This is a genomic window from Cupriavidus sp. PB-02, from assembly GCF_058252315.1.
Genome location: NZ_CM177695.1, coordinates 1,433,815 through 1,458,746, shown reverse-complemented (window position 1 = coordinate 1,458,746; position 24,932 = coordinate 1,433,815). Strand labels below are relative to the sequence as shown.

The 24,932-nt window shown below is 69.6% G+C and carries 21 protein-coding genes and 1 pseudogene; 11 read left to right on the top strand and 11 right to left on the bottom strand.

What is annotated here, in order from left to right:
- Positions 1-70 precede the first annotated feature (70 nt).
- The 7 genes from AC10V3_RS27450 (at position 71) to AC10V3_RS27420 (ending at position 5,912) form a co-directional block, all read left to right on the top strand.
- Positions 71-2,050, top strand: a complete 1,980-nt coding sequence (locus AC10V3_RS27450; protein WP_490924306.1) for an FUSC family protein — start codon at positions 71-73, stop codon at positions 2,048-2,050.
- A gap of 23 nt (positions 2,051-2,073) precedes the next feature.
- Positions 2,074-2,292, top strand: coding sequence for a DUF1656 domain-containing protein (locus AC10V3_RS27445; protein WP_022538508.1), 219 nt, complete (start codon positions 2,074-2,076; stop codon positions 2,290-2,292).
- On the top strand, positions 2,289-3,194 hold the full coding sequence (locus AC10V3_RS27440) for an efflux RND transporter periplasmic adaptor subunit (protein WP_490924305.1): 906 nt from the start codon (positions 2,289-2,291) through the stop codon (positions 3,192-3,194). Before AC10V3_RS27445 ends, AC10V3_RS27440 begins: the two co-directional genes overlap by 4 nt.
- Entirely contained in the window at positions 3,194-4,654 is a 1,461-nt protein-coding gene (locus tag AC10V3_RS27435) for an efflux transporter outer membrane subunit (RefSeq protein WP_490924304.1), read from the top strand. Before AC10V3_RS27440 ends, AC10V3_RS27435 begins: the two co-directional genes overlap by 1 nt.
- A 181-nt stretch (positions 4,655-4,835) precedes the next feature.
- Entirely contained in the window at positions 4,836-5,192 is a 357-nt protein-coding gene (locus AC10V3_RS27430) for a hypothetical protein (protein WP_041681769.1), read from the top strand.
- A gap of 96 nt (positions 5,193-5,288) precedes the next feature.
- Positions 5,289-5,462, top strand: coding sequence for a hypothetical protein (locus AC10V3_RS27425; protein WP_349605959.1), 174 nt, complete (start codon positions 5,289-5,291; stop codon positions 5,460-5,462).
- A 114-nt stretch (positions 5,463-5,576) separates the two neighbouring features.
- On the top strand, positions 5,577-5,912 hold the full coding sequence (locus AC10V3_RS27420; RefSeq protein ID WP_022538504.1) for a cupin domain-containing protein: 336 nt from the start codon (positions 5,577-5,579) through the stop codon (positions 5,910-5,912).
- A gap of 15 nt (positions 5,913-5,927) precedes the next feature.
- Here AC10V3_RS27420 and AC10V3_RS27415 read toward each other — a convergent pair whose 3' ends face one another.
- Positions 5,928-6,812, bottom strand: coding sequence for a LysR family transcriptional regulator (locus AC10V3_RS27415; protein WP_022538503.1), 885 nt, complete (start codon positions 6,810-6,812; stop codon positions 5,928-5,930).
- A gap of 122 nt (positions 6,813-6,934) precedes the next feature.
- Here AC10V3_RS27415 and AC10V3_RS27410 point away from each other — a divergent pair, with 122 nt between their 5' ends.
- The gene (locus AC10V3_RS27410) at positions 6,935-7,366 is read left to right on the top strand and encodes a VOC family protein (RefSeq protein ID WP_022538502.1); all 432 of its coding nucleotides are present in this window, start codon (positions 6,935-6,937) and stop codon (positions 7,364-7,366) included.
- Between the two features lie 16 nt (positions 7,367-7,382).
- Here the strand turns inward: AC10V3_RS27410 and AC10V3_RS27405 are convergent, their stop codons facing one another.
- From AC10V3_RS27405 to AC10V3_RS27385, 5 genes are all read right to left on the bottom strand, one after another.
- On the bottom strand, positions 7,383-11,183 hold the full coding sequence (locus AC10V3_RS27405) for a response regulator (RefSeq protein ID WP_490924303.1): 3,801 nt from the start codon (positions 11,181-11,183) through the stop codon (positions 7,383-7,385).
- A gap of 4 nt (positions 11,184-11,187) precedes the next feature.
- Positions 11,188-12,327 (bottom strand): response regulator, encoded by a 1,140-nt coding sequence (locus AC10V3_RS27400; RefSeq protein WP_022538500.1) that lies wholly within the window; start codon positions 12,325-12,327, stop codon positions 11,188-11,190.
- 250 nt (positions 12,328-12,577) lie between these two features.
- Positions 12,578-12,901 (bottom strand): thioredoxin family protein, encoded by a 324-nt coding sequence (locus AC10V3_RS27395; protein WP_022538499.1) that lies wholly within the window; start codon positions 12,899-12,901, stop codon positions 12,578-12,580.
- A 117-nt stretch (positions 12,902-13,018) separates the two neighbouring features.
- On the bottom strand, positions 13,019-15,307 hold the full coding sequence (locus AC10V3_RS27390; protein ID WP_490924302.1) for an ATP-dependent DNA helicase: 2,289 nt from the start codon (positions 15,305-15,307) through the stop codon (positions 13,019-13,021).
- A gap of 189 nt (positions 15,308-15,496) precedes the next feature.
- Positions 15,497-16,471 (bottom strand): DNA-binding protein, encoded by a 975-nt coding sequence (locus AC10V3_RS27385; RefSeq protein ID WP_490924301.1) that lies wholly within the window; start codon positions 16,469-16,471, stop codon positions 15,497-15,499.
- Positions 16,472-16,585: 114 nt separating this feature from the next.
- Here AC10V3_RS27385 and AC10V3_RS27380 point away from each other — a divergent pair, with 114 nt between their 5' ends.
- Together AC10V3_RS27380 and AC10V3_RS27375 are read left to right on the top strand one after the other, a co-directional pair.
- Positions 16,586-17,713 (top strand): site-specific integrase, encoded by a 1,128-nt coding sequence (locus tag AC10V3_RS27380; RefSeq protein ID WP_490924300.1) that lies wholly within the window; start codon positions 16,586-16,588, stop codon positions 17,711-17,713.
- A 251-nt stretch (positions 17,714-17,964) separates the two neighbouring features.
- Positions 17,965-18,390: a hypothetical protein gene (locus AC10V3_RS27375; RefSeq protein ID WP_454753079.1), complete on the top strand. Its 426-nt coding sequence runs from the start codon at positions 17,965-17,967 to the stop codon at positions 18,388-18,390.
- Between the two features lie 57 nt (positions 18,391-18,447).
- On the opposite strand, the gene AC10V3_RS27370 is transcribed toward AC10V3_RS27375, so the two are convergent.
- The 4 genes from AC10V3_RS27370 to cls all read right to left on the bottom strand — a co-directional run bounded on the left by AC10V3_RS27370 (position 18,448) and on the right by cls (position 21,609).
- Positions 18,448-18,621 carry a hypothetical protein gene (locus tag AC10V3_RS27370; RefSeq protein ID WP_349605965.1) on the bottom strand — a complete coding sequence of 58 codons (174 nt, stop codon included), beginning with the start codon at positions 18,619-18,621 and terminating at the stop codon, positions 18,448-18,450.
- A gap of 45 nt (positions 18,622-18,666) precedes the next feature.
- On the bottom strand, positions 18,667-18,867 hold the full coding sequence (locus tag AC10V3_RS27365) for a hypothetical protein (protein WP_349605966.1): 201 nt from the start codon (positions 18,865-18,867) through the stop codon (positions 18,667-18,669).
- A gap of 536 nt (positions 18,868-19,403) precedes the next feature.
- Positions 19,404-20,048, bottom strand: coding sequence for a TetR/AcrR family transcriptional regulator (locus AC10V3_RS27360; protein ID WP_022538492.1), 645 nt, complete (start codon positions 20,046-20,048; stop codon positions 19,404-19,406).
- Positions 20,049-20,172: 124 nt separating this feature from the next.
- Positions 20,173-21,609 (bottom strand): cardiolipin synthase, encoded by a 1,437-nt coding sequence (cls, locus tag AC10V3_RS27355; RefSeq protein ID WP_022538491.1) that lies wholly within the window; start codon positions 21,607-21,609, stop codon positions 20,173-20,175.
- A gap of 486 nt (positions 21,610-22,095) precedes the next feature.
- On the opposite strand from cls, the pseudogene AC10V3_RS27350 reads away from it, so the two are divergent.
- Positions 22,096-22,722: pseudogene (locus AC10V3_RS27350) on the top strand (response regulator transcription factor); the annotation flags it as partial.
- A gap of 139 nt (positions 22,723-22,861) precedes the next feature.
- On the opposite strand, the gene AC10V3_RS27345 reads toward AC10V3_RS27350, so the two are convergent.
- The gene (locus AC10V3_RS27345) at positions 22,862-24,700 is read right to left on the bottom strand and encodes an EAL domain-containing protein (RefSeq protein WP_022538490.1); all 1,839 of its coding nucleotides are present in this window, start codon (positions 24,698-24,700) and stop codon (positions 22,862-22,864) included.
- Positions 24,701-24,932: the final 232 nt, after the last annotated feature.

The following is a 24,932-nucleotide window of genomic DNA, read 5'->3' as shown; positions in this document are numbered from 1 at the left end:
CCCCCTATGAAGCCCGGAGCGGCAGGTGGCGATGCGCGCCCCCAACCCTCGTCACCTATACCCCCGCCCCATGGCTAGCTGGCCGAATGCACGACAGTGGCAGTTCTCGCTGAAGGCATTCGCCGCCGCGATGCTGGCGCTCTATCTCGCGCTGGCGCTCGGCCTGCCGCGGCCGTACTGGGCGATGGCGACGGTCTACTTCGTCTCGCACCCGCTCACCGGCGCCACGCGCTCCAAGGCGGCATATCGCGTGGCCGGCACGGTGCTGGGCGCGGCCGCCGCGGTGGCGACCGTGCCGCAGCTGGTCAATATGCCGATCGTGCTGATGGCCGCGATTGCGCTGTGGATCACCGCGCTGGTCTACCTGTCGCTGCTGCAGCGCACGCCGCGCAGCTATGTGTTCCTGCTGGCCGCCTACACACTGCCGATCATCGCGCTGCCGGCGGTCAGCCAGCCGGCGCAGATCTTCGATATCGCCGTGGCGCGGATCGAGGAGATCGTGATCGGCATCGTCTGCGCCGGGCTGGTGGGCTCGGTGGTCTTTCCGGCCAAGGTGGCGCCGGCGCTGCGCGCACGCGCGGCCACGTGGCTGGCCGATGCGGCGGCATGGGCCACCGACATCCTGACCGGCAGCCCGCGCGCGGATGACGGCCGGCACCGGCTGGCCGCCGATATCCTCGCACTCGACCAGCTCGCCAGCCAGCTGACCTACGACACCGGAGGCAGCCACCCGCTGCGCCACGCCCGCGCGCTGCGCCAGCGCATGACCATGCTGATGCCGCTGCTGTCGTCGCTGGAGACCGTGCTGCAGGCGCTGCGCAGTCATCCGCAAGGCATGCCCGCCGAACTTGACGCGGCGCTGTCTGCGACGGCGGCGTGGCTCGGCGATGGGGCGGCCGGGCCCGCGCCGTCGATCGCGGGCGGCTGGCCTGCTGACCATGACGGGCACCCGATCGACTGGCATGCAGGGCTGGCGGCAACCGCCGCCGACCAGCTGCAACGCCTGTGCACCGTGTACGCGGAATGCCGCGCGCTGCAGCAAGGCATAGGCGACCGCAGCGCGCGCCCGCCGCAAGTGCGTGAGGATGCCGCCCCGGACGCGGCGGCGCTGCACCATGACCACGGCATGCTGCTGTTCGGTGCCGTCTCCAGCGGGCTGGCGGTGTTCTGCGCGGGGCTGCTGTGGATCTTCTCCGGCTGGGAGGATGGTGCGGGCGCGGTGGCGGTGGCGTCGATCGCGTGCTGCTTTTTCGCGGCCATCGACGAGCCGGGCCGCATGGCCGGGGCCTTCCTGCGCTGGAGTGGGGTCTGCCTGCTGGTGTCGTCCGGCTACCTGTTCCTGGTGGTGCCGCATGCACGCACCTTCGAGGCGCTGGTGGCGATGCTGGCGCTGCCCTACCTGGGCACCGGACTGCTGATCGCGCGGCCGGGCTTCCAGTTGATCGCAATGCTGCTGTCGGTCAACACGGCTTCGTTCGCCAATGTGCAATCGGTGTTCGACGCGGATTTCCTCGGCACCTTCAATACCTGCCTGGCCAGCGCCGCGGCGATGCTGTTCGCGCCGCTGTGGTCGATGGCGGTGCGTCCGTTCGGCGCGCGCGCGGCGGCACAGCGGCTGGTGCGCGCCAGCTGGCAAGACCTGGCGCAGGCCGCCACGCTGCGTACCGATGGCGATACGCGGCTTGGTGCGCGCATGCTCGACCGGCTCGGGCAGTTGGTGCCCCGGCTGGGCGCCGCTGGCGATCCGTTGTCGTCCGAGGGGTTCCATGCCCTGCAAGTCGGCTACTGCGCGCTGGCGCTGCAAAAGGCGCTGCCGGCATTGCAGCCCGCGACGCGCAAGCCGGTGCGGCGGGTGCTGGCTGCCGTGGCGCGGCATTTCCGCGCGCGGCTGCGCACGGGCCATGCGGTCCCAGTGCCGGCCGGGCTGGCGGCATCGGTGGCCGAAGCCATCGCCGGCGTGGCCGCGCTGCCGGGGCGCAGGCATGGCGGCACGCTCGGCGCACTGGTGGTACTGCAGGTCACGCTGCAGCCCGGTGCGCCGGCCCGCTGACTTCCAACGCCTCTGCTGCACCCATGCTCAGTGAAATCGATCTCTACGGCGTCTTCGTGCCCGGTGTGCTGGTACTGATGGTGCTCGCCTTCGCCGTCACCACCGCGATCCGCATGGTGCTGGCGGCGCTGGGCTGCTACCGGCATATCTGGCACCGCTCGCTGTTCAACCTTTCCCTCTATGTGATCGTCCTGGGTGCTGTGGCCGCGGTCTTTGTCGCGGTGCCGGCACTGCCATCATGAATTTCCGACTCCGCAACTTCCTTCCCTTGCTGCCCACGCTGCTGGCCGCGCTCGCCGCGCTGCTGGTGCTGCGCCACCTGTGGGACTACTACACGGCCGCGCCGTGGACCCGCGACGGCCATGTGCGCGCCGACATTGTCCAGGTCGCGCCCGATGTCTCGGGCCTGGTCATCAGCGTGCGGGTGCGCGACAACCAGTACGTGCGCCGCGGCGAGGTGCTGTTCGAGATCGACCGCGACCGCTACGCGCTGGCGCTGCAGCAGGGGCAGGCCACCGCCGCCACGCAGCGCGCCGCGCTGGCGCAGGCGCGGCGCGAGGCCGCACGCAATCGCACGCTGGATGGCCTGGTTGCCGGCGAGGTCGCCGAACAGGGCCGCGCTCGCGTGGAGCAAGGCCAGGTCGCGCTGGCGCAGGCCGAGGCCGCGGTGCGGCTGGCGCAGCTGAACCTCGAACGGACCAGCGTGCGCAGCCCGGTGGAGGGCTACCTCAACGACCGGCTGCCGCGGCTGGGCGACTATGTCTCCACCGGCCGCCCGGTGCTGTCGGTGGTCGACGCCGCCTCGTTCCATGTGGAGGGCTATTTCGAGGAGACCAAGCTGCACCGCATCCGCATCGGCAGCCCCGTCGACGTGCATATCATGGGCGAGCCGCGGCACCTGCGCGGCCATGTGCAGAGCATTGCCGCCGGCATCGAGGACCGCGACCGCAGCGCCGGCGCCAACCTGCTGCCCAACGTCAACCCGACCTTCAACTGGGTGCGGCTGGCGCAGCGCGTGCCGGTGCGCATCGTGCTGGAAGACGTGCCCGCCGATGTGCGGCTGGTGTCGGGCCGCACGGCCACCGTGGCGGTGCTGGAGCAGCGCGGCAATGACGCCCCGCGCCGCGTGGGGCCGCGTTCGTGATGCGGCGCCGTCGATGGCTGGCCTGTGTGGCCGCAACCCTGTGCGCCTGCACGACCGTGGGCCCGGACTACCGCGTGCCTGGCGACGCTGCGGTACGGGCGCCCGCCGCCAACGGTCCGCTGCAAGGCGGCGCTGCGCACGGCGTTGCCATCGCGCCCGTGCCCGACGACTGGTGGCGGCTCTATGACGACCAACGGCTCGACCGCCTGGTGCAACAGGCGCTGGCCGCCAACACGGATATCCGTGCCGCCGCCGCCAACCTGCGCCGCGCGGTGGCGCTGCTGCACGAAGTCGAGTCTGAAAACCTGCCGCAGGGCGGCGCCAGCGCGAGCGTGTCGCGCGCGCAATTGTCGGCCGAGAGCTTCCTGCAGACCGAGAAACCGCCGGTGTTCAATCTCGGCGACTTCGGCCTGGGCGTGTCCTATCTGATCGATTTCTTCGGCAAGCTGGCCCGGGCCGACGAGGCCGCGCTGGCCGGCGCGCAGGCCAGCGAAGCCGCGCTTGACCAGGTGCGCGTCAGCGTGGCCGCGCAGACCGTGCGCGCCTACGTGCAGGGCTGCGCGGCCACGCATGAACTGGCGGCCGCCACGCGGCAGCTCGAGGTACAGCAGCGCACGCTGGGCGCAACGCGCCGGCTGGTGGCAGGCGGGCGCGGCGAGCCCGCCGACGTCGCACGCGAGCGCGCCCGCACCGAAGCGCTGCGCGCCGCCCTGCCCGCACTGGAGGCATCCCGCACTGCGGCGCGCTACCGGCTGGCACTGCTGCTCGGCAAGCCGCCCGCGGGGCTGCCGCCAGACGAGGTCGAATGCCATGGGGAACCCACGCTGCGCACGCCGCTGCCCGTGGGCGATGGCGCCACACTGCTCAGGCGCCGGCCCGATGTCCGCCAGGCCGAGCGCGAGCTGGCCGCCGCGACCGCGCGCATCGGCGTGGCCACCGCTGACCTTTACCCGTCGATCCGCATCGGCGCCAGTGCCGGCCTGACCGGCGTACTCAGTCACCTCGGCAGCGGTCCCACCGCACGCTGGAGCGTGGGGCCGTTGCTGAGCTGGTCATTGCCGACCAACGGCGTGCGCCACCGTATCCACGGCCATGAGGCCGCTGCGGAGGCGGCGCTGGCGCGCTTCGACGGCGCGGTGCTGCGCGCGCTGCAGGAAACCGAGACGGCGTTGTCCGCCTACACGCGCGAACTGGAACGGCACGAGGCCCTGCACGCCGCGTACGAGCATGCCGGCGAGGCCGCGAGGCAGCAGCGCCGGCTGCAGCAGGCGGGGCGCATTCCCTATCTGGCGCTCCTCGACGCGGAACGGACACTGGCCGATGCCGAGGCCGCGCTGGCGGCCTCGGAGGGTCACGTGGTGTCGCGCCAGGTCGACCTGTTCCTGGCGCTGGGCGGCGGCTGGCAGGCCGGCCGCATGGCCACGCCAGCCACATCGGCTCAAGATGAAAAAATCGAATGATTTCACGCCGTTTAAATCATCACAGGAATGGATCAGCGTGACTACACTTCGTCCCGTGCCGCACGCTTCCCACGCCGCGGCACCGCCCACAAGGCGAACCGGACGGCATGTGGCAAGCAGATCCGCCGCTCCCGCAATGGCCCTGCCAGGCCATGCCGTCCTTCAACCCAACACAGCAGACATGCATAAAAACGATCTCAAAGCCCTCCTTGCCACGGCCATCTCCATCGCAGCACTCGGTGCCGGCGCCCTTGCCTGCAACGCCGCCGCGGCACAAGGCCTGAACGACCGCGGCGTCGCCGCCGACCGTGATGGCTACAGCATGCACAACGGCAAGCGCGATCCGTTCACCGAAGGCGCGCACGTCAACGGCAAGCGCGATCCCTTCACCGACGGCGCCCGCGTCAACGACAAGCGCGACCCGTTCACCGACGGCGCCAACCGCGCAGCCGCCGGCATGGAACTGGCCGGCATGGACCGCAGCGGCGTATCCGCGTCGCCGGCCCACGCCGCCGCGCGCACGCAGGCAGCCGCCTGACGCATCTGTCGCTGCCACGGCGCCAGCCGTGGCAGCAGCGCTGACCGGAATTGCCCGGTTCCGGCCAGTCTCCTTCCCCCCGCCTCCCGACCTCCCATGAAAACCGTCCTGCTCGCCCTGCTTGGCCTGGGCGCCATCACCGCATCCCTGCCGGCCGCCGCCGGCCCCGACTGGGCCGTCATCGAGCGCGCCCGCGCCGCGGCTCGCGCGCGTCATGCCGCCCATTGCGCACAACCGGCCGACTCCCCTACGCCGGCTACGGCATGCTGAACGCTGTCGACGCGCGCGCTCCGGTGCTAGATTGAGAAGGCGTGCGGCCGGCAAGCGCCAGCTGCGCCTGACAAGCCACAACCAAGCTACCCCACTACAAGCGAGGAGCCGCGCATGTCCCTGCCCCACCTTTCTTCCGGACAGATCGCCAGCGTGCTGCCATTGGGCACTCGGCTGGACCAGACCGCCACCCAGGCCTTGTTCAAGGAAGGCCCGCTGGAAGTGATGCGCCTGGTGCTGAAGGCGGGCAAGCATGTGCCGCCGCATTCGGTGGATGGCCCGATGACCGTGCACTGCCTGGAAGGCGAAGTGCGGCTGCGCGTGGACGGCGCCGAGCGCCACCTGCGCCAGGGCGACCTGCTCTACCTGGGGCCGTGCGTGCGCTACGACGTGACGGCCCTCACCGATGCCTCGGTGCTGGTGACGATGGTCTTGCCCGGCGGCTGCTGACCGCCTGCGCGGAGCCTACGCCACGCCAGGCTGCCAGCGGGCGCTGGCAGCCACGAAGGCATCGATCAGCGCCGCGACCGGTTCGCGGCGCAGCGCCGACTCGCGCACCAGCACCCCCACGTCGCGATAAAGCGGCCCGCCCGGCAGCGGCGCCTGCACCACGCCGGCTGCCTGCCGCAGCGGCACCAGCCCGGACGGGATGATGGCGCAGCCCAGCCCGGCTTCCACCATCTGCAGGATGACCGCCGGCTCGTCCAGCTCCATCCCTTCCCTGACCCATAGCCGCTGGCGCTTCAGGTAGCGCTCCACCAGCTGGCCGCCGGTGGAATGGCGGTTGTAGCGGATAAACGGCAGCGTCTCCAGCATCGCGCGCAGGTCCGGCGGCGCGCCGGCCGGGCCGATGCCGACAAAGCCCTCGCGCACCAGCGGCACCCACTTCAGGTCCGACGGAAGGCCCAGCCGTGGCCGGATCAGCACGGCGATGTCGAGTTCGCGCGCATCCACCTGGGTCAGCAGCTGGGTGGACATGCCCGGCACCACGTTGACGAGCGAGTCCGGAAAGCGCACGCGAAAGCGCCGCATCGCATCGGCCAGCAGGGTGGCCTGGACCGTCGAGACCGCGCCCAACTCCAGCGGCGCGGCGTCGGCATGCGCGCCGGCGCGGTCTTTCATCGACGCATAAAGCTCGACAAAGCGGCGCGCTTCCGGCACCAGCCGCCGCCCGGCCTCGCTCAGCGCCACGGACTTGCCGGTGCGGTCGAACAGGGTGCAGTCCAGTTCCTCTTCCAGGCGCCGGATCTGCGTGCTGACGGCCGACTGCGTCAGCGCCAGCCGCGCCGCGGCGGCGGAGAACGAGCCGGTTTCGGCGGCCACCAGGAAGGTCTGGAAGTAGCGGATCATCTATTGAAAACTCTGATACTCAGGTCAAAAATGATTCGCTTCATATTACGAGTCCTGCTGGCTACAATCAACCCACAGGCTTCGGCCCACCCTTCAGAATGCTCCCCGACAAAGGCCCCCGCATGAACGCAACCCCTTCCATCCCCCTGTTCCACCTGGCATTTCCCGTGCGCGACCTGGCCGAGGCCCGGCGCTTCTACGGCGACCTGCTCGGCTGCCCCGAAGGGCGCAGCTCCGAGGCCTGGGTGGATTTCAACTTCTACGGCCACCAGGTGGTGGCGCACCTGTCGCCGGAGGAATGCGGCCATCGCGCCACCAGCGCGGTCGATGGCGACGACGTGCCGGTGCGGCATTTCGGCGCGATCCTGCCAATGGCCGAGTGGGAGGCGCTGGCCGAGCGGCTGCGCGCGGCCGGCACGAAGTTCGTGATCGAGCCGCACGTGCGCTTCAAGGGCCAGGTCGGCGAACAGGCCACCATGTTCTTCCTGGACCCGTCGGGCAACGCGCTCGAGTTCAAGGCCTTTGGCGACATGAGCCAGGTGTTCGCCAAGTAAGGCGGCGCGCCGGGCTTCAGTCCGCCGCTGCGCTGGCGGCGGGCAGCACGTCTGTCAGTACCACCAGCGCAGCCTCATAGTCATACCCTTCGATCGCATCGCCCAGCTGGCGCAGCGTGCCAGCCGGCATCGCCACCGCCAGCGCGGCGCAATGCATGGCGAGCGTCTGGCCGGCTTCGCTGGCGCCTTCACGCAGCTGCCGGCGCAGTACCTCCAGCACATGGGCATCCGGACCAGCGCCTGTCGCTACGGTCAACGCTGCCGGCACCGGCGGCAAATGCCGCCGCAGCGACGCCAGCAGGTCCGACAACGCCACCTCCAGCGCCTGCTGCAACGCCGCCTGCGCACCGTCGCTGGCCTCGCGCAGCGCGCTTTCCAGTGCCGCCGCGGCGCGGGACACTTCCATCGCGCCGAGATTGCCAGCGACCCCGGCCAGCGCATGGGCCAGCTGCCCCGCCTCCGCACTGCGCCCCTGCGCCAGCAGCGCGCCAGTGCGGGCGCCGGCATCGCCATAGTGGGCTTCGAACCGCGCCAGCAGGCCGCGATAGGTCTCGGCCTGACCGCCGGCACGCGCCAATGCCGCCGGCACATCGAGCTGCCGTTCGGCAGCCAGCGCGCGCAGCCACGCTGACATGGCTTCCACGGCGATAACCGTGCCTGACGTCGCCGGCAGCTTGCGCCCGCCGGTCAGCCAGGAGTGCACCGTGGCAAAAAACACCGCCGGGTTGATCGGCTTGGCGATGTGGTCGTCCATGCCGGCGGCCAGGCAGCGCTCGCGGTCCTCGGGCAAGGCGTTGGCGGTCATCGCGACCACCGCCAGGCCGGCCAGCCGCGCATCGGCGCGGATGCAGCGCGTGGCCTCGAACCCGTCCATGACCGGCATCTGCATGTCCATCAGCACCAGGTCGTAGGACTGCACCGCCAGGCGCTCCAGCGCTTGCAGGCCGTTCTCCGCCGTATCGGGCGTGATGCCGGCCTGCTGCAGCAGGTGTACCGCGACCTCGCGGTTGATCTCGTTGTCTTCCACCAGCAGCACGCGCCGCTGCGGCAGCGACCAGCCGGGTCCGGGCGCGGCGCGCACCGGCTTGTCAGGCCGCGGCGCATCCGGATCGGCCGCCAGCACGCGCAGCGTCGCATCGAACAGCACCGACGGGCTCACCGGCTTGAGCAGCGAGGCGTCGAAGCCGCTGCGCTCGCCCTCGCGCATCACCGCCTCGCTGCCGTTGGCGGTCACCATCAGCGGGCGCGGGCGCGGGCCGCGCAGCGGCAGGCCCGCCAGCCGGCGCGCGGTCTCGATGCCGTCCAGCCCCGGCATGCGCCAGTCGATAAAGGCGGCGTGATAGGGATCGCCGTGCGCATCGGCCTCGGCGATGGCGGACAGCGCGGCCTCGCCCGAGGCCGCTTCTTCCACGCGGAAGCCGAAGCCGCGCAGCATCGCGGCAATGACCTGGCGCGCATAGCCGTGGTCGTCCACCACCAGCAGCCGGCGGCCCGCCAGCTCGGGCCGCACCAGCAGCGCCGGCGCGCGCTGGCTGCCGGGCAGCAGCGACAGCTCGAACCAGAACCTGCTGCCCTGGCCCGGCGTGCTGTCCACACCGAGTGTGCCACCCATCAGCTGCACCAGCCGCTGGCTGATCGCCAGGCCCAGGCCGCTGCCGCCGTAGCGGCGCGTGGTCGAGCTGTCGGCCTGTTCGAAGCTCTGGAACAGCCTCTCGATCGCGTCGGGCTCGATGCCGATGCCGGTGTCGCGCACCTCGAAATGCAGCCGCACGCGCGGCATCGCATCCGCGCCCGTGCAGCGCGCCACGCGCACCACGATCTCGCCGCGCTCGGTGAACTTGACCGCGTTGGTGGTGAAGTTGATCAGCACCTGCCGGATCCGCAGCGGATCGCCGCGCAGCGCGTCGGGCACGTCCGGCGCCACTTCCACGATCAGCTCCAGCTGCTTGGCAGCGGCGCGCTCGGAGACCAAGTCGCCCACGGTGCGCAACACCCGCTCGAGCGAGAAGTCGATCTCTTCCACCTCGAGCTTGCCGGCCTCGATCTTGGACAGGTCCAGGATATCGTTCAGGATGCCCAGCAGGTGCTGGCCCGAGCGCTCGATCTTCTCGATATAGTCGCGCTGCTTGGGGTCGAGCCGCGTGCCCAGCGCCAGGTGGGCCATGCCGATCACCGCGTTCATCGGCGTGCGGATCTCATGGCTCATATTGGCCAGGAAGCTGGCCTTGGCCTGCGCCGCCGATTCGGCCGCGTGCGTGGCTTCGGCCAGCTCGGCGTTGGCCACCGCCAGTTCGCGCGTGCGTGCCGATACCTTGTGCTCGAGCGTCTGCGACAGTTCCATCAGCGCACGGTGCGCGCGCACCTGGCTGGTGATGTCGATGCCGACCGCGCCTACGCCGACCACTTCTTCGGTGGCCGGGTTGCGCACCGGGAAGCGCATCACCTGCAGCTCGCGCGGGCCCTGGCTGGAATACATCGTGTAGACCTGTTCCTCGGCCCGGCCGGTGGCCATCACGCGCTCTTCGATATCCCAGCGTTCCTGGGTGCCGTCCGGCATCACCGCGAGCTCGCGGTCGGTGCGGCCCAGCGCCTCGCGCTCGGTCAGGCCCAGTAGCGCCTGCGTGGTGGGGTTCAGCGCCAGGAAGGCATGGTTGCGGTCCTTCAGGTGCATGATCGCCGGCGCATGGTCGAGCATCGCGCGCAGGCGCTCCTCGCTCTGCGCCAGCCGCTGCTGGCCGCGGCGCAGCGCCCACGCCGCCAGCCCGATCAGCAGCAGGATCGACAACGCCATGCCGATCACCACGTTGCGCGTGGACAGGTACGAGTGGAAGGCCTCGTCCATGTCCTGCTCCAGCACCAGCGCACTCGCCAGCGCGGGCACCCACAGCCCCGCGCCGGCGACGCGCTTGCCGCGGTAGTCGCGGTAGCCGAACGCCAGCTGCAGGGTCTGGTGGCCCAGCACCTGCTGCGCCAACCGCGTCAGCGGCGCGCCGGGCGGCAGGCGCCAGGTGCCGTTGCCGTCTGCCACCGGCACGCGCGCCAAGGTGTTGAACATCGACGGCGTGCCGGGCGCCAGCAGCCCCTGCGCGGCCAGTTCTTCATCGAAGCGCGCAGGCGACACCAGCCGGCCATCGGCATCGATCATGTACAGGTCGCCGCTGCGGCCATAGCGCGCCGCGGTGACGAGCTGCAGCATCACCGCGTGTGGATCGATGCGCAGGCACAGCGTGCCGATGACGCGCTCGTCATCCCAGATTCGCGCGCATACCGCCTGGAAGGTGGGCACCTCCGCCCGGCCGGCGTGGTCGGCAGCGGCCGGCGGCGGTCCGGGGTACGGGGCCGACACCGCGGCGCCTTCGTGGCGCGCGCGCTGGGCCGTGCGGGCGGACTCCGGCATCAGCAACTGGCCGTTGCGCTCGGGCCGTTCGGACACCACGATCCGGTCGTCGGCCGTGACCAGGGCAAAGCCGATATAGCCATGCGAACGGTACAGCGGCGTGATCCAGCGCAGGAACCGGGCGGCCTGCACGGGATCGGCATCGCCCTGCGCGGCGAGCAGCGGCCGCGCCAGCCGTACCGTGGCTTGCAGCGCGGCGATCGACGCGGTGCGCCGCCGCTGCTCGCCGGACCAGACCTCGAGCAGGCGCGCCGTGGTGCTGACGGTGGCGCCGAGGCGCGCGCCCACGCTGGCCTGCTCGTTCTCGCGCACCAGCGAGGCGGCGGCAAAGGCCACCAGCCACACGGCCACCGCCAGCAGCGCGGCATAGGCCAGCAGCGGCCCGAACAGCCGCCCGCCAGTGCTGAAGCGTCCGCGCATGCCGTCAGCCTTGCGCGGGTGCCAGGACCAGCTCAGGTGCAGAGGCGGCGGGATCGGCGTACTGCAGGGCGATGGCGTGGAACTCGCCGGTGATTGCCAGGAAGGCGTCGACCACGCGCGGGTCGAAATGCCGCCCGCGGCCTTCTGCGATGATGCGCACGGCATCCTCATGCGTGAAGGCCGCCTTGTAGACGCGCCGCGAGATCAGCGCGTCATAGACGTCGGCCACCGCCATCAGGCGTGCGGACAAAGGGATGGCGTCGCCGGCGAGGCCGTCGGGATAGCCGCTGCCGTCCCATTTCTCGTGGTGGTGGTGGGCGATCTCGCGCGCATAGCGCAGGAAGGAGCTGGTGGTGCCGCACTGGGTTTCGGCATCGGCAATGGCGTCGCGGCCCAGCGTGGTGTGGGTCTTCATGACCTCGAACTCCTCGGCCGTCAGCTTGCCGGGCTTGAGCAGGATGCGGTCCGGGATGCCGACCTTGCCGATGTCGTGCAGCGGCGCGGACTTGAACATCAGGTCGATGGCCTTGTCGTCGAGCTGGGCGGCAAAGTGCGGGTCGTGCTGCAGCTTGCGCGCCAGCGCGCTCACGTAGTGCTGGGTGCGGCGGATATGGTTGCCGGTTTCGTTGTCGCGGGTTTCGGCCAGCGCCGCCAGCGCGATGATGGTGGCGTCCTCGATCAGCGTGATCTCGCGCGTGCGGCGCTGCACCTCCGCCTCGAGCCAGGCCGAGCGGTCGCGCAGGAAGTCGTGCGCCTGCTTGAGCGTGAGCTGGCTGGCAATGCGTGCGCGCGCCACCGGCGCGTTGACCGGCTTCATGATGTAGTCGACCGCGCCGACCTCGAAGCCGAGGGCCTCGTCGTGGGCCTCGGCGCGGGCGGTCAAGAAGATCACCGGCACGCTGGCGGTGCGCGGGTCGGCCTTGAGCTGGCGGCAGGCATCGTAGCCGTCCATGCCGGGCATCGACACGTCCAGCAGGATCAGGTCCGGGGGTGCCTCGCGCGCCAGTTGCAGCGCGGTGGCGGCGCGGGTGGCCACCTTGACGCGGTATGGGTCCTGCAGCAGCGCAACCATGGCCGCTATGTTCTCGGGAACGTCATCGACGACCAGGACGGTGGGCCGCTGGTCGGGGCTGGGAGCGCTCATGTATCGAAGTTGGCGGTTGGTCCGTCTTTTTCCTGCGCGCCGGGCGCGCGGGCCGCTTCGGGATTCCCGGATGGCGGGCTGGGTCGCGGCCGGCGGGTATGGCTGGGCATTGCGCGGGCGCGATTCTCTGCACAATCGGCAGAAAATGGCGCCGGCTATCCCCTCCCTAAGCGGGGTTCAGGTCCTCGATCTCCCGAAACCCAACCAAAATATGCCCAATAAGGCGCCAAAACAAGCTGAGGCAGGCCGCTCAGGCAATGCGGCGCATGGCCTCCCGGATCGGATCGGCCTCGGTGGGCCGCACCAGGCGCGCCACTTCCTGGCCATCGCGCAGAAACACCAGCGTCGGCCACAGCTTGATGCGGAACGAGCGCCCCAGTGGCCGGCCGCTGCCGTCTTCGATCTTGATATGGCGCAGCTGCGGATGCGCGGCAAAAGCCTCGGCCAGCGCCGGCTGCGCGCGCAGGCAGAAGCCGCACCAGGGCGCGCCGAACTCCACCACCGTGCCGCCCTTCAGGGCGTCCACCTCGGTGCGAGGCGGCTCGCTGGCCGCGTAGTGTTGGGTCATTGACATGGGTCTGGTTCCTGGTTGTGCTCACGATATCCGCCTTGCCTGCCAGATTCATTCCAGCGCCAGGGTGCGGGCAGGCAAGGGAAAGCGGACGATCTTGTCGAACCGACAGTGTAATTTCTACGCCGCCGGGCCGATTTCCCACCATGCGGGCAGCAACTGGCGCACCTCGGCGCCGGCAAAGCGGTCATCGATCAGGTACACCACGCCCCGGTCCTGCTGGGTGCGGATCACCCTGCCCGCCGCCTGCACCACCTTGCGCAGGCCGGGATACAGGTAGGCATAGGCATAGCCCTGGCCGAACACGGCCTGCATGCGGGCACGGAACTGCTCGTTGACCGCATTGAACTGCGGCAGCCCGAGCGTGGCGACGAAGGCGCCGATCAGGCGCTCGCCGGGCAGGTCCACGCCCTCGGCAAAGGCACCGCCCAGCACCGCGAAGCCGATGCCCTCGCCGCCTTCGACAAAGGCAGACAGGAATGCGGCCTGCGCCGCCTCGTCCATGCCGCGCGACTGCACCCAGTGCGGGATGTCGGGGTGCGCCTGGGCAAAGCGGGCGACCGCCTGCTGCAGGTACTCGTGGCTGCTGAAGAAGGCCAGGTAGTTGCCGCGCCGCTCACGGAACTGGCCTGCCATCAGCGCGACGATGGCGGGCAGCGACCGCTCGCGCTGTGCATAGCGGGTGGAAATGCGCCCGGCGATCCGCACCGACAACTGCTCGGGGCGAAACGGCGATGGTACTTCCACGCGCGCGCAGTCGGCCGGCAAACCCAGCGTATCGAGGTAGTAGCCGGCAGGATCGAGCGTCGCGGAGAACAGCGTGACCGAGTGCGCAGCGGCAAAGCGCGTCCGCAGGAACGGTGCGGGGATGACGTTGCGGAGGCACAGCCGCGTGTGGTTGCCACGTCCGCCGTGCGGCGACCGGTGCAGATCGAACAGCGAGTTGGCATCGAGCTGCTCGGCCATGCGGCCGAAATGCAGCGCGTCGAAATAGAAGCGCTGCAGCGCCGGGTCGTGCGCGCCGGGGTGCTCGGTCATATGCGTGAGCGCGGCGCCGCAGAATTCGTCCAGCGCGCGGCGAAAGGCAGCCGGCACTTCGGGCAGCACCTCATACTCGGCCTCGGCCTGCCGGGCCAGCGCGCGCCACTGGCGCGCCAGCCGTGCCAGCGGCTTCGCCACGGCTGCAGGCGCGCTGCGCCGCACCTCGCGCAAGGACTGCGGATCGAGTTCCACGGTGTACATCGCGCGGCCGCGCTCGACCAGGTTGTGCGCCTCGTCCACCAGCACGCTGGCGCGCCAGCCGTTGGCGGCAGTCAGCGCGTACAGCAAGGCGCTGCGGTCGAAGTAGTAGTTGTAGTCGGCCACCACCACGTCGCTCCAGCGCACCAGTTCCTGGGCCAGGTAGTAAGGGCAGATGTCGTGTTCGAGCGCCAGTTGGCGCACCGCGGCGCGGTCGCGCACCGGCACGCCGCGGGCCGCTTCGCGCGCGGCCGGCAAGCGGTCGTAGAAGCCGCGGGCCAGCGGGCAGGACTCGCCATGGCAGGCCAGCTCGGGATGCTCGCAGGCCTTGTCGCGCGCCACCAGTTCCAGCACGCGCAGCGGCTGCGCGCCGTGCCCGCGCAGCGCGTCGGCGGCCTGCAGCGCGACGCCGCGGCCGGTGGAACGGGCCGACAGGAAATAGGCCTTGTCGATGCCCTGCCCCGGCATGGCCTTGAGCACCGGGAACAGCGTGCCGACCGACTTGCCGATGCCGGTGGGCGCCTGCGCCAGCAGGCTGCGGCCCGTGCGATTGGCGTTGTAGACCGCCTGCGCCAGCTCGCGCTGGCCGGGGCGGAAGCCCTGGTGCGGGAAAGTCAGCTGCGCCAGTGCGGCGTCGCGCGCCCGCCGATGCGCCAGCTCCGCCTGCGCCCAGTGCAGGAAGCGCTCGCAGGTCTGCTCGAAGAAGTCTTCGAGTTCCGCCGCGGTGAAGTGCTGCACGACCGGATGCTCGCGCTGGCCGACGATGTCGAAATAGACCACGGCGATCTCCAGCCCGGGCAGCGCCAGCTTGCGGCACAGCAGGCAGCCGTAGATCCTGGCCTGCGCCCAGTGCAGGTGGCGGTGGTTGTCGGGCACCGCGGCGTCGCCGCGCACGGTCTTGATTTCTTCCAGCCGGTTGGCGGCGGGATCGTAGCCGTCGGCGCGGCCGCGCACGTGCAGGGGGCCGAAATCGGCGGACAACGCGACCTCCGCCTGGTAGCCCTCGCCGCGCCGGCCAGTCACCACCGCATGCCCGGCCACGCCCTCCTGCGCCGACGGCGTCGGCACGAAGCGCAGGTCCAGGTCGCCCGCCTTGGCGGTGAATTCGCACAGCGCGCGCACGGCGACGACGTAGGACGGCGCAGAAGGTGTGGCGGGAGGGGGCGGCAAGGCTATGGACACTACGAAGGAGGACAGCGGAGAAACTGTATGAATATACAGTATTGCCAGCGCGCTACCCCGCGGCAACCCGCCGGCATAAGGGGAGCCGGTGGATTGGCGACAGGATCGACTACTTCGTCAACTCCGGAGAACGTCTATCCGTGCGAGGCCGAGGATGCGCTGGTCGCTCGGTTCAGCTCAGCTCGCCGGCCAACCGCGCGTACGCAGCCGGCCGCTCTTGCCTCGCGCCGGCGTGCCACGTACCGGCCGCGCCCGGCGCGCAGGCTGGCCTTCCTGGCCTGCGCTAGTCGCTCCACTGCCACCTGACTGCTCGCGATACTCCGCCAGCAAGGCTTCGCGCTGCCGGACGCGCTCTTCCAGCACGGCCAGGGCCTGCCCGAGGCGGGTCATTTCGCTGCCCTGCTTCGAGGCAGACTCGGCGGCGTGGGCAAGCCGCTCCATGGCGGCCTTGCGCTCGGCCTCCAGCAGCTTCTGCGCATCCTTTGCCGCCACGCGCGCGGCATCCAGCTCCAGCGCCATGCGGCGCTCATTGGCGGCGGTGCGTTGCGTGAGAATTTCGCGCTCCTGGTCCCATGCCGCGCGCTGGGCGGCAAAGTCCCGCTGCAGGGCGTCGCGCGCCTCGAGCGCTGCGGCCGCTTCGGCGCGCAGCGCATCGACCTGCCGCTGCAAGGCCGCAGCCGCGGCTTCTGCGCGTGCGGCGCGGTCGGAGGCCTCGTCGCGGGCCCGCGTCAGTTCAGCCATGGCAGTCTCGGCACCGTCCAGGCGTGCCTGCATGACCTGGCGTTCCTGCGCCAGCGCTTCCTTCTCCTGCTCCAGCGCGGCCTGCTCCCCGGCCAGCGCCGCCTGGCGCTGCGTCAGCGCGGCTTCGGCCGATGCCCTGGCCACCTGCAGCGCGGCCTCCCATAGATAGCGCGCCGCTTCCGTGACCGGCTCCGGGCAGCTAGGCGCGGGCGCAAATCCCTGCGGATCCTGGATGCGCCCGCCCAGCGCGGCAAACCAGGCGTCCAGGTGCGGGCTGACCGTGTTGGGGGAACCGCGCCCCAGATGCAGGCGGATGCGTTCGATGGTCGGGCGCTGGCCCGCCTTCAGCAGGCTGTCGGCGGCCTGCCAGACGTCGTCGCGGGTGATGCCACGGCTGCGGAGGGTTTCCATGGTGGGAATCCGGCTAAAGGTCCAAGGGAGGGCAAATAAGGTTCGATAATGGAGACTTATCGGCTGTTATTCGTCATCTACGTATGATATATTACAGCATACATCATATTTAATATGATCAAGATCAAGCCAGCCCACGAGGCCTACTTTCCCCCCATCGTTCCCGATGTCGAACTACCGGCGCCGCTTCGCCCGTCCGAACTTGATCCTCTTGCCGAACAGGCCGCCAATGCGCTGCGCCGCGAAGGCGAATCGCAAAATACGGTGGCGAGCTACCGCTCTGCCCTGCGGTACTGGTCTGCCTGGTATGCCCTGCGCTACCGCCAGCCCGTGCAACTCCCGCTCGCGCCTGCCGTCGTTATCCAGTTCATCGTCGACCACGCCACGCGCCAGACGCCGCAAGGTGTTGTCTGCGAGATGCCCGCGGCCATCGACCAGGCGCTGGTCGCTCATGGACACAAGGCACGACCCGGCCCGCCCGCGCTGTCCACGCTGACCCACCGGCTCGCGGTGGTGGCCAAGGCGCACCGCCTGCAGGACCTGCCCAACCCCTGTGCCGATGCCGCCGTACGCGAACTGATGGCCGGCATTCGCCGCGCCTATGCGCGCCGCGGACAGCGGCAGGCGCGCAAGGCCGCGCTCACGCGCGATCCGCTGCTGCGGCTGCTCGACACCTGCGACGACTCGCTGCGCGGACTGCGCGACCGCGCGCTGCTGCTGTTCGCCTGGGCCAGCGGCGGGCGCCGCCGTTCGGAAGTCACGCGCGCGACCATGGACAACCTCACCCGGCTCGGGCCCGGTGAATTCGTCTACACGCTGGGATGGTCCAAGACCAACCAGTCAGGCAGCGCGCGCGCCGATACCGCCAAGCCCGTTACCGGCACCGCCGGCCAGGCACTGGGAGCATGGCTGGCCGCCGCGGACATCGGCAGCGGGCCACTGTTCCGGCGTATCCGCCGTGGCGGGCATGTGGGAGAGGGATTGTCGGACGCGGCGGTCAACCGCATCGTCAAGGCGCGTTGCGCGCAGGCGGGACTGGAAGGCGACTACTCCGCGCATTCGTTGCGCTCGGGCTTTGTCACGGAAGCCGCGGCCCGGCAGGTGCCGCTGGCCGAGACCATGGCAATGACCGGCCATGCGAGCGTGGCGACGGTGGTGCGTTATTTTCGTGCCGCGGACGCGCGGCGTTCGCGTGCGGCAGACCTGCTCGCGCCAACGCAAGCAACGGATGAGGACGCGTGACGCCCCTCCGCCCAAGCATGCGCCGGCGCCGCCGCAAATACGGGTATTTCGCTAGCCGTGGGCGCTGGTCCGGGCTGCATGGGCTGCCTATACTGGCAGCGCGCCGGACAGTGCCAGGTGAGCTGGTCCGGCCGCGCCCGGAGGTTCGGGCAGGCGATGGCGACCGGCCCGGACGTGCCCAGGATATGTCGAGGATGGGCCCCGGATGCGCTTTCGACCGCCTGCCTGGGCCCATACAAGTGGAAACGGAGATGGGCATGCCCAACGAACAATTCCTCGCCACTCAGGAAACGCGCCGCTCCGGGCTGAAAGCCCTGCGGGCGGCCTTGCTGCAGGTTCACAAGGAAGTCATCGGCTACGACAGGGGCCAGTACGAGCGCCTGAACGGCCCCATACCGGCCGGCCTGTTCGTGCAGCTGGTGACTGAAGACAACTTCTTCCGCTGGCTCGACCCGCTGTCGCGCCTGATCATCGAGATCGACGAAGAACTGGAATCAAGAGAACACCACGACGAAACCTGCCGTGCGGTGGCGCGTGCGGCCGAGAAGCTCTTCAGCGACGGCGCCGATGCGGGGTTCCGCAGGCGTTACCAGGAAGCCCTGCAGGATGAATCCGCAGTAATCGTGGCGCACGGACGGCTGATGTCCGTGATCGGACAGCTGCGCCAGTTGCCATAGCGGGACAGATCGCGCCCGGGAGGGCGGGACTGGCCGGCGGCCGGCCGCTATGGGCCTCTACTTATCCGGCGCGGGCCGGTGGGGCATGTGCGTGTCGACGGCGACCGGGTCGCTGGCCGGGAAGGTCTCTTTCAGCCCCTCATCCAACTCGCGCTCAAGCGCGTCGTCCTTTTCCTTTTGCTCGGCGGGGGTCGGGTAGGGCTGGTGCTTCTTCGGTGCGGGCTTGCTCATGGCATAGGGCTCCAGTGAGGCTCCGTTGGCGACCATGACCGGATCTCAGACGCCGCCCGGCATGGCCATCGTCGCGGCGCGCGGGTCAGTGGCCCCTGCCGCCACCTCCGCCGCGGCCAGCACCCCAGCCACCTCTTCCGCCGCCGCGGCCGCCACCATGCCAGCCCCCATGGCCATGACCATGATGCCCGTGCCAGTGGCGTCCGCCGTGGCCACCGCCGCGATAGATGTAGGAAAAGCTGCCATAGAAGCCGCCATAGCCGGGCCACGGTCCGTAGTACGGATAGCCTGCCGCGACCGGGTAGCCGCTGTAATAAGCGGAACTGACCGGATAAGCCGGGTAAGCCGCGTAGTCGTCCCCGGCATACGGATAGGCGACGCAGCCCGCCAGGGCCGCAACGAGGACTACTACTCCAACGCCATATCGCATGATCCCCTCCCGCCCGTGGCGACAGCCTGCATGAGGCCGTCTGTCAAAGTTAGACCACATCCGGCTCAGGGCAATTCCGCATAAAACGGGCCGGGTGCAGCCTGGTCCCGCGGGTGAGCCGGACGCCGAATTTGCAGGTCGCGACAATTCGCGCCCACATTTAGGACTTGTCCGATTTTCACTTGAGAAAGCCCGGAATACAGTCATCTTGCACCCGACCCACGGGTGCCCCGACTGAGCCAGGTTGACCCCCTTCCTGGCTCCTTAAGCTGCCACGATGGTTCCCCGCCATCGTGGCATTTTTTTGGCGCTGACTTTGGACGATGTCTTTGGAAAGGCGCAGGTCCTGCGGCTACAGGCCTTTCTCGACCATGTCGAGCAGCCGCTGGCCCAGTATCTCCGCCTGCTCCCTGGCGCGGCTGCGCAGCGGACCATCGATCAGCAGGATGGCCAGGCCATGGACCGCCGACCAGGCCAGGTACTCGGCGCCGGGCCGGCGCTCGGGCGGCAGCACGCCGGCCTCGACCAGCTTGTCGAGCGCCGCGCCCAGCAGCTGGAAGGGGTTCAGCCCGCTATTGCCTGCCTTGGCCGGGTCGGCGTCGTCTTCCACTTCATCCGGCACCGAGAACGCGGTGCGAAACAGCCCCGTCTCGGTCAGCGCAAAGCGCAGGTAGCCGGTGCCGACCGCGCGCAGGCAGGCGCGCGCATGGGCAGCGGCGCCGCGGCCCGGGCGCAGCCCGCCGATCTCGGCCTCCATGGCGATGGCCAGCGACGACAAGGCCGACGCCCGCACTGCCTGCAGCAGGTCCTGGCGGCTGGCGAAGTGCCGGTACGCGGCATTGGGTACCACGCCGGCGCGCCGCGTGGCCTCGCGCAGCACGACGGCGTCAGGGCCGCCTTCGCGGGCCAGGTCGATGCCGGCGTCGAGCAGTGCGCGGCGCAGATCGCCGTGGCGGTAGGTCGCGCGCGCCGGCGGCGCGGAGACGGCCCGGGTCATGCGGACCCCCTTGGATACGGATAGCGGTTCATTATGTATATCGACTTATAGTGAACAGTGTACACAATCAAACTGTCACAAGTTTGTTGCAGTCGAGAAATTTGGGGGCAATCCAGGGGCGGGATCAGAGAATTGGGGCGAACAGCTTGGCGACGTGCATCGCCACCCGCAGCGGCACCGGAGCGGCCAGGAATTCGTCGAGCCCGATGCGAATGGCCTGCGCGAAATCGGCCTCGAGCATGGCCGCCACGTCCGCGGCGAAGCCCTTGTCGGCGGTCATCACCATCAGCTCGAAGTTGAGCCGGAACGAGCGGTTGTCGAGGTTGGCGGTGCCGACCGCAGCCGCCTCGTCATCGATCAGGATGACCTTCTGGTGCAGGAAGCCGGGCTGGTAGCGGTACAGCTTGATACCCGCTGCCACGGCCTGGTACGCGTAAAGGGTGGAGGCGGCATAGACCACCAGGTGGTCGGGCCGCGCCGGGATCAGGATGCGCACATCCACGCCGCGCAGCACTGCCAGCCGCAGCACGGCAAACACGGCCTCGTCCGGCACGAAGTATGGCGAGGTGATCCACAGCCGGTGCCGCGCGGACTGGATCGCCTCGACAAAGAACAGGGAGCAGGTTTCCTGCGAGTCCGCGGGGCCGGACGGCACCACCTGGCAGGTCATGCGCCCGCCGGTTTCCGGTGGCGGCGTCAGCAGTTGCGGCACTTCACGAGCGGCCCAGTACCAGTCTTCGGCAAACGCCATCTGCAGGTCCAGCACGGCGCTTCCGCGCAGCGCGATATGGGTGTCGCGCCACGGCGCCAGCGGCGGGCGCTCGCCCAGGTATTCCACGCCCACGTTATGGCCGCCGACAAAGGCCTCGCGCCCGTCGACGACCACCAGCTTGCGGTGGTTGCGGAAGTTGAGCTGGAAGCGGTTGACGAAGCCGCGGTGCGTGGAGAACGGCCGCGCATCGACGCCAGCCTGCAGCAGCGTGCGCACATAACGGCGCGGCAGCGCGTGGCAGCCGATGCGGTCGAACAGGAAATACACCTTGACGCCGGCCTGCGCACGCTCGCACAGCAGCGCCTGCAGGCGTTGGCCCAGCGCATCGTCATGCACGATGAAGAACTGCACGATCAGCACCTGCCGGGCCCCTGCGATCGCGGCGAAGATGGCCTCGAAAGTCTGCACGCCGTTGACCAGCAGCTTGACGTCGTTGTTGGCCAGGCACGGCATGCCGGTCAGCCGTGGCAGCGCACGCATGCAGGCCTGCGGCGGGGTGTGGACCACGCAGGCGCTGCGCGCCTCGCGCTCGCGCGGGGTCATGCCATGGCGGATCTCGCGCAGGCGGTCGTCGTTGAAGCGGCGCGCGTCGACATAGCCGGCAAAGGTGCTGCGCCCGAAGATCAGGTAAGGCACCAGCGTGAAGTACGGCATCATCACCAGCGACCCCGCCCACGCGATCGCGCCGGGCGCGGTGCGCACCGTCATGACGGCATGAAGCGCGGCCACTACGCCGACGGCGTGAAAGGCCAGGATGACGAAGACGATGACACTCGGGCTCTGCAGCATTAGTGGGCTTGAGTCCCCGGACCGGAACGTGATGCGCGCTATTTTGGCACACCGCCGTCCGCTTGTTGTCAGCACGGCGTCGGCCCGGCCGCGTGGGGCTGCCTCCTTTTTTGGCACGCCGATGGGATGACGGCGCCAGGCCGTCGTCGGGCTGGCCGTCCCTGCCTTGTCCACAGGAACTGTGGACAACTTTCTTCTTCCGCCAACGGGCAGTTCGCATCCCTGCCGCCGACGCCACCGCCCTCGCCGGCTTCGCCCTAATAGAAAAAAGAAGCAAAAACCGCAGATCTTTCAGAAATGTCCGATTGTCCTTCGGATCACACCTTTTATACCCTTTGTGGTCGTCGATTTGCGTGAGGTCTTGGCCGTGCCGGTTTGAACCGCCGCGACACGCATTCGCTTCGATGCCTGCGGTTGTCGCTGTCGCTCCTTCACCAGTCGTCTCCGGTCCGATCGCGCTTGACCGTTCCACTGCTCTGTTCTCGTATGTCGCCGTCGATAAATATTGCGTTGCTGCTGGGCAAGTCGCCCCAGCTCCAGGCTGTCTCCGAGCTGCTGGCACGCGCCGGCTTTCGCTGCAACGTCTTCGAGGCGGGGCGCGACCTGATACACAGCGTGACCCAGGCGCCCTACGACATGCTGCTGATCGACGACGAGCTGCCCGACATCCCGGCCATCGACGTGGTGCGTGCGGTGCGCGGCGCGCTCTCGCGTGACGTGCCCATCATGATGCTCGCCACCGACAGCAGTGAAGACAGCCTGGTCGACGCCCTCGATGCCGGCGCGGATGACTACGTGTGCCGCCCGCTCAGTCCGCGCGTGCTGATGGCGCGCATCGCGGCACTGCGCCGCCGCGTAACCGGCGAGCGGCTGCGCCAGGGGCTGGTGGTGCGTGCCGGCGCGTACCAGCTCAACGGCGTAGGCCGCTTTGCCACGCTGCACGACGAACGCATCTCGCTGACACCGAAGGAATTCGACCTGGCGATGCTGCTGTTCTCGAACGTGGGCCGGGTGCTGCCCAACAGCCGCCTCGAGCAGACCGTGTGGCGGCAGGAACTGCCCCCGCTGTCGCGGGCGCTGGCCGGGCTGATTTCGCGCCTGCGCAAGACGCTGCGCCTCGGCATCGAGAACGGCGTCACCATCACCGTGGTCTACGCGCACGGCTACCGGCTCGATGTACTGGAAGAAGGTGCTGCGCCGCGCCTGCCTGCTGTGGGGCGCAAGATCACGGCGGGCAGGTTGACGGGGGCCGCTAGGCCGGCAACGTCGCGGCCAGCGACAGGAAGTCGAGCACGGCTATGCCCGAGGCCGAGCGCTTGGCCTCGCGCTTGGCCGCCGCGGCCGCGGCGCCGATCTGCTGGCTGCCCAGCCTCTGCAGCCCAGCCACGCCCTCTCCACTTACGCACACCACGCCCACTGCCATCGACACCGGCGGGAAGAATACCGGCTGGCCACGGCGGTCCTCGCCTTGCATGCCGCCGGCGGCGCGATCGGCGGCCGAGTACATCGCGCACGCCGCGTCGTTGAAGCGGCGGATCGCGCCCTCGATGCGCGCCCACCAGTCACCGCTCTGGTACAACACCAGGAAATCGTCGCCCCCCACGTGGCCGAGGAAATCACGCGCGGGGTCGCAGGCCTCGGCGAGGATCGCGGCCGCGCCCTTGAGCATTTCATCGCCCTTCCAGTAGCCGTACTTGTCGTTGAAAGGCTTGAAGTGGTTCAGGTCGACATAGCAGGCGCGGAACTCGCTCGCGGCCGCGATCAGGCGCTCGATATGCTGGTTCAGCGGGATATTGCCGGGCAGGAAGGTCAGCGGGTTGGCATAGCGCGCCGCCTCCATGCGCACCTCCGTAATCGCGCGGATCAGGTCCGCGCCGGTGCCCAGGCCGATATAGCGGCCCTGGTCGGTGATGACGAAGCCGTCGGCCAGCGAGCGCGTGTTTTCGCCCGACAGGATGTGCGCCATCTCTTCCAGGCTGGCGCGTCGGTCGAAGCAGGCCGGCTCGCGGTTTGCCATGGCGATGCAGGCCTTCTTGCCGTACAGCTCGCGGTGGAACGGCGCCGCATAGCGATCGATAAAGGCCTGCCGGCTGATGATCGCCAGCGGCCGGCCCTCGTCATTGACCACGGCCACCGCCTGCAACTCGGGCTGGCCCTGGAAGGTGCGCAGCACCGCATCGTTGCTGGTGGCCGGCGATACCGTCGGCGCCGGCCGCAGCAGCCTGCCCGCGGTCATGCCTGACCACCCCGAGCGCACCATCTGCGGAAACACCGCGATATGCCGCGACGCCAGCGCCTGGCGCACCTGCGCCGCCGCCTGCGCGGCTGGATGCACCACGGGCCGGCCCACGTAGTAGCCCTGCGCGCCGGTCACGCCGAGATCGCGGATCACCGCCAGTTCGTCCTCGTTCTCGATGCCTTCGGCAATCACGCGTCCGCCAAAGGCGCTCATCATGCGCAGCACGCCGCGCAGGATCTCCAGCCGGCGCGAGCACGAGGCAATGCCGCGCACCAGCGACTTGTCGATCTTGACGAACTGCGGCGACAGGTACGCCAGCAGGTCGAGGTTGGCATGCCCCGAGCCGAAATCATCCAGCGCGTATTGCATGCCGAGTTCGCGCAGCACCGACATCGCCTGGCCAAAACTGACGGCATCGCCGATCGGCGTCTGCTCGGTGACCTCGATCACCAGGCGCGACGGCGCGACGCCAGCCCCCAGCAGCGCCGCCATCAGTCGTCCGCGGTCGGCCAGCAGGTGCCGCAATGTCATCGGGCTGAAATTCAGGAAGACCTTGCCCGGCAGGTCCAGGCTGCGCCAGGCGGACAGCGCGGTGCGGGCCGCGTGCACCTCCAGGGCGATGGTGGCGGCGACGCCCTGCGCAAGCCGGAACAGCGCATCGGGCGCGGCCCAGGGCGAGCCCACCGGCCCGCGGATCAGGGCCTCGTAACCCAGGATCTCTGCATTGTCGACCTGCACGATCGGCTGGAACACCGCGTGCAGCGGTGGAATCCGCGCGAGCGCCGACGCCGGCTCGGCAGTGGCGCCGGGCGTGCGGTCGTGCGAGGGCGTGGCGGCAGCGTTGCCGGTCATGACGAGGAATCCGGGGGAAGTGGAGTAAGAGGTGGGCGGGCCACATTGCATGACATTTATATGACAGCACGATGACAGTCCATCTTTAGGACGTGTCACGCTGGCGTCACATTACCGCGTGACCATCCGTGCGCCGCTCCGCCACCGTCCCGCACAGAGGACGGGGCGTACGGCATTTCGGGTCAACCCCCGGGCCGCGCGCTCTCTGGAATCCGCACGCCCGTCTGGAGTC

Coding starts and splice junctions, on each gene's coding strand:
- AC10V3_RS27450 (WP_490924306.1), top strand. CDS start 71: ATGGCTAGCTGGCCGAATGCACGACAGTGGCAGTTCTCGCTGAAGGCA.
- AC10V3_RS27445 (WP_022538508.1), top strand. CDS start 2,074: ATGCTCAGTGAAATCGATCTCTACGGCGTCTTCGTGCCCGGTGTGCTG.
- AC10V3_RS27440 (WP_490924305.1), top strand. CDS start 2,289: ATGAATTTCCGACTCCGCAACTTCCTTCCCTTGCTGCCCACGCTGCTG.
- AC10V3_RS27435 (WP_490924304.1), top strand. CDS start 3,194: ATGCGGCGCCGTCGATGGCTGGCCTGTGTGGCCGCAACCCTGTGCGCC.
- AC10V3_RS27430 (WP_041681769.1), top strand. CDS start 4,836: ATGCATAAAAACGATCTCAAAGCCCTCCTTGCCACGGCCATCTCCATC.
- AC10V3_RS27425 (WP_349605959.1), top strand. CDS start 5,289: ATGAAAACCGTCCTGCTCGCCCTGCTTGGCCTGGGCGCCATCACCGCA.
- AC10V3_RS27420 (WP_022538504.1), top strand. CDS start 5,577: ATGTCCCTGCCCCACCTTTCTTCCGGACAGATCGCCAGCGTGCTGCCA.
- AC10V3_RS27415 (WP_022538503.1), bottom strand. CDS start 6,812: ATGATCCGCTACTTCCAGACCTTCCTGGTGGCCGCCGAAACCGGCTCG.
- AC10V3_RS27410 (WP_022538502.1), top strand. CDS start 6,935: ATGAACGCAACCCCTTCCATCCCCCTGTTCCACCTGGCATTTCCCGTG.
- AC10V3_RS27405 (WP_490924303.1), bottom strand. CDS start 11,183: ATGCGCGGACGCTTCAGCACTGGCGGGCGGCTGTTCGGGCCGCTGCTG.
- AC10V3_RS27400 (WP_022538500.1), bottom strand. CDS start 12,327: ATGAGCGCTCCCAGCCCCGACCAGCGGCCCACCGTCCTGGTCGTCGAT.
- AC10V3_RS27395 (WP_022538499.1), bottom strand. CDS start 12,901: ATGTCAATGACCCAACACTACGCGGCCAGCGAGCCGCCTCGCACCGAG.
- AC10V3_RS27385 (WP_490924301.1), bottom strand. CDS start 16,471: ATGGAAACCCTCCGCAGCCGTGGCATCACCCGCGACGACGTCTGGCAG.
- AC10V3_RS27380 (WP_490924300.1), top strand. CDS start 16,586: ATGATCAAGATCAAGCCAGCCCACGAGGCCTACTTTCCCCCCATCGTT.
- AC10V3_RS27375 (WP_454753079.1), top strand. CDS start 17,965: ATGGGCATGCCCAACGAACAATTCCTCGCCACTCAGGAAACGCGCCGC.
- AC10V3_RS27370 (WP_349605965.1), bottom strand. CDS start 18,621: ATGAGCAAGCCCGCACCGAAGAAGCACCAGCCCTACCCGACCCCCGCC.
- AC10V3_RS27365 (WP_349605966.1), bottom strand. CDS start 18,867: ATGGCAGCTTTTCCTACATCTATCGCGGCGGTGGCCACGGCGGACGCC.
- AC10V3_RS27360 (WP_022538492.1), bottom strand. CDS start 20,048: ATGACCCGGGCCGTCTCCGCGCCGCCGGCGCGCGCGACCTACCGCCAC.
- cls (WP_022538491.1), bottom strand. CDS start 21,609: ATGCTGCAGAGCCCGAGTGTCATCGTCTTCGTCATCCTGGCCTTTCAC.
- AC10V3_RS27345 (WP_022538490.1), bottom strand. CDS start 24,700: ATGACCGGCAACGCTGCCGCCACGCCCTCGCACGACCGCACGCCCGGC.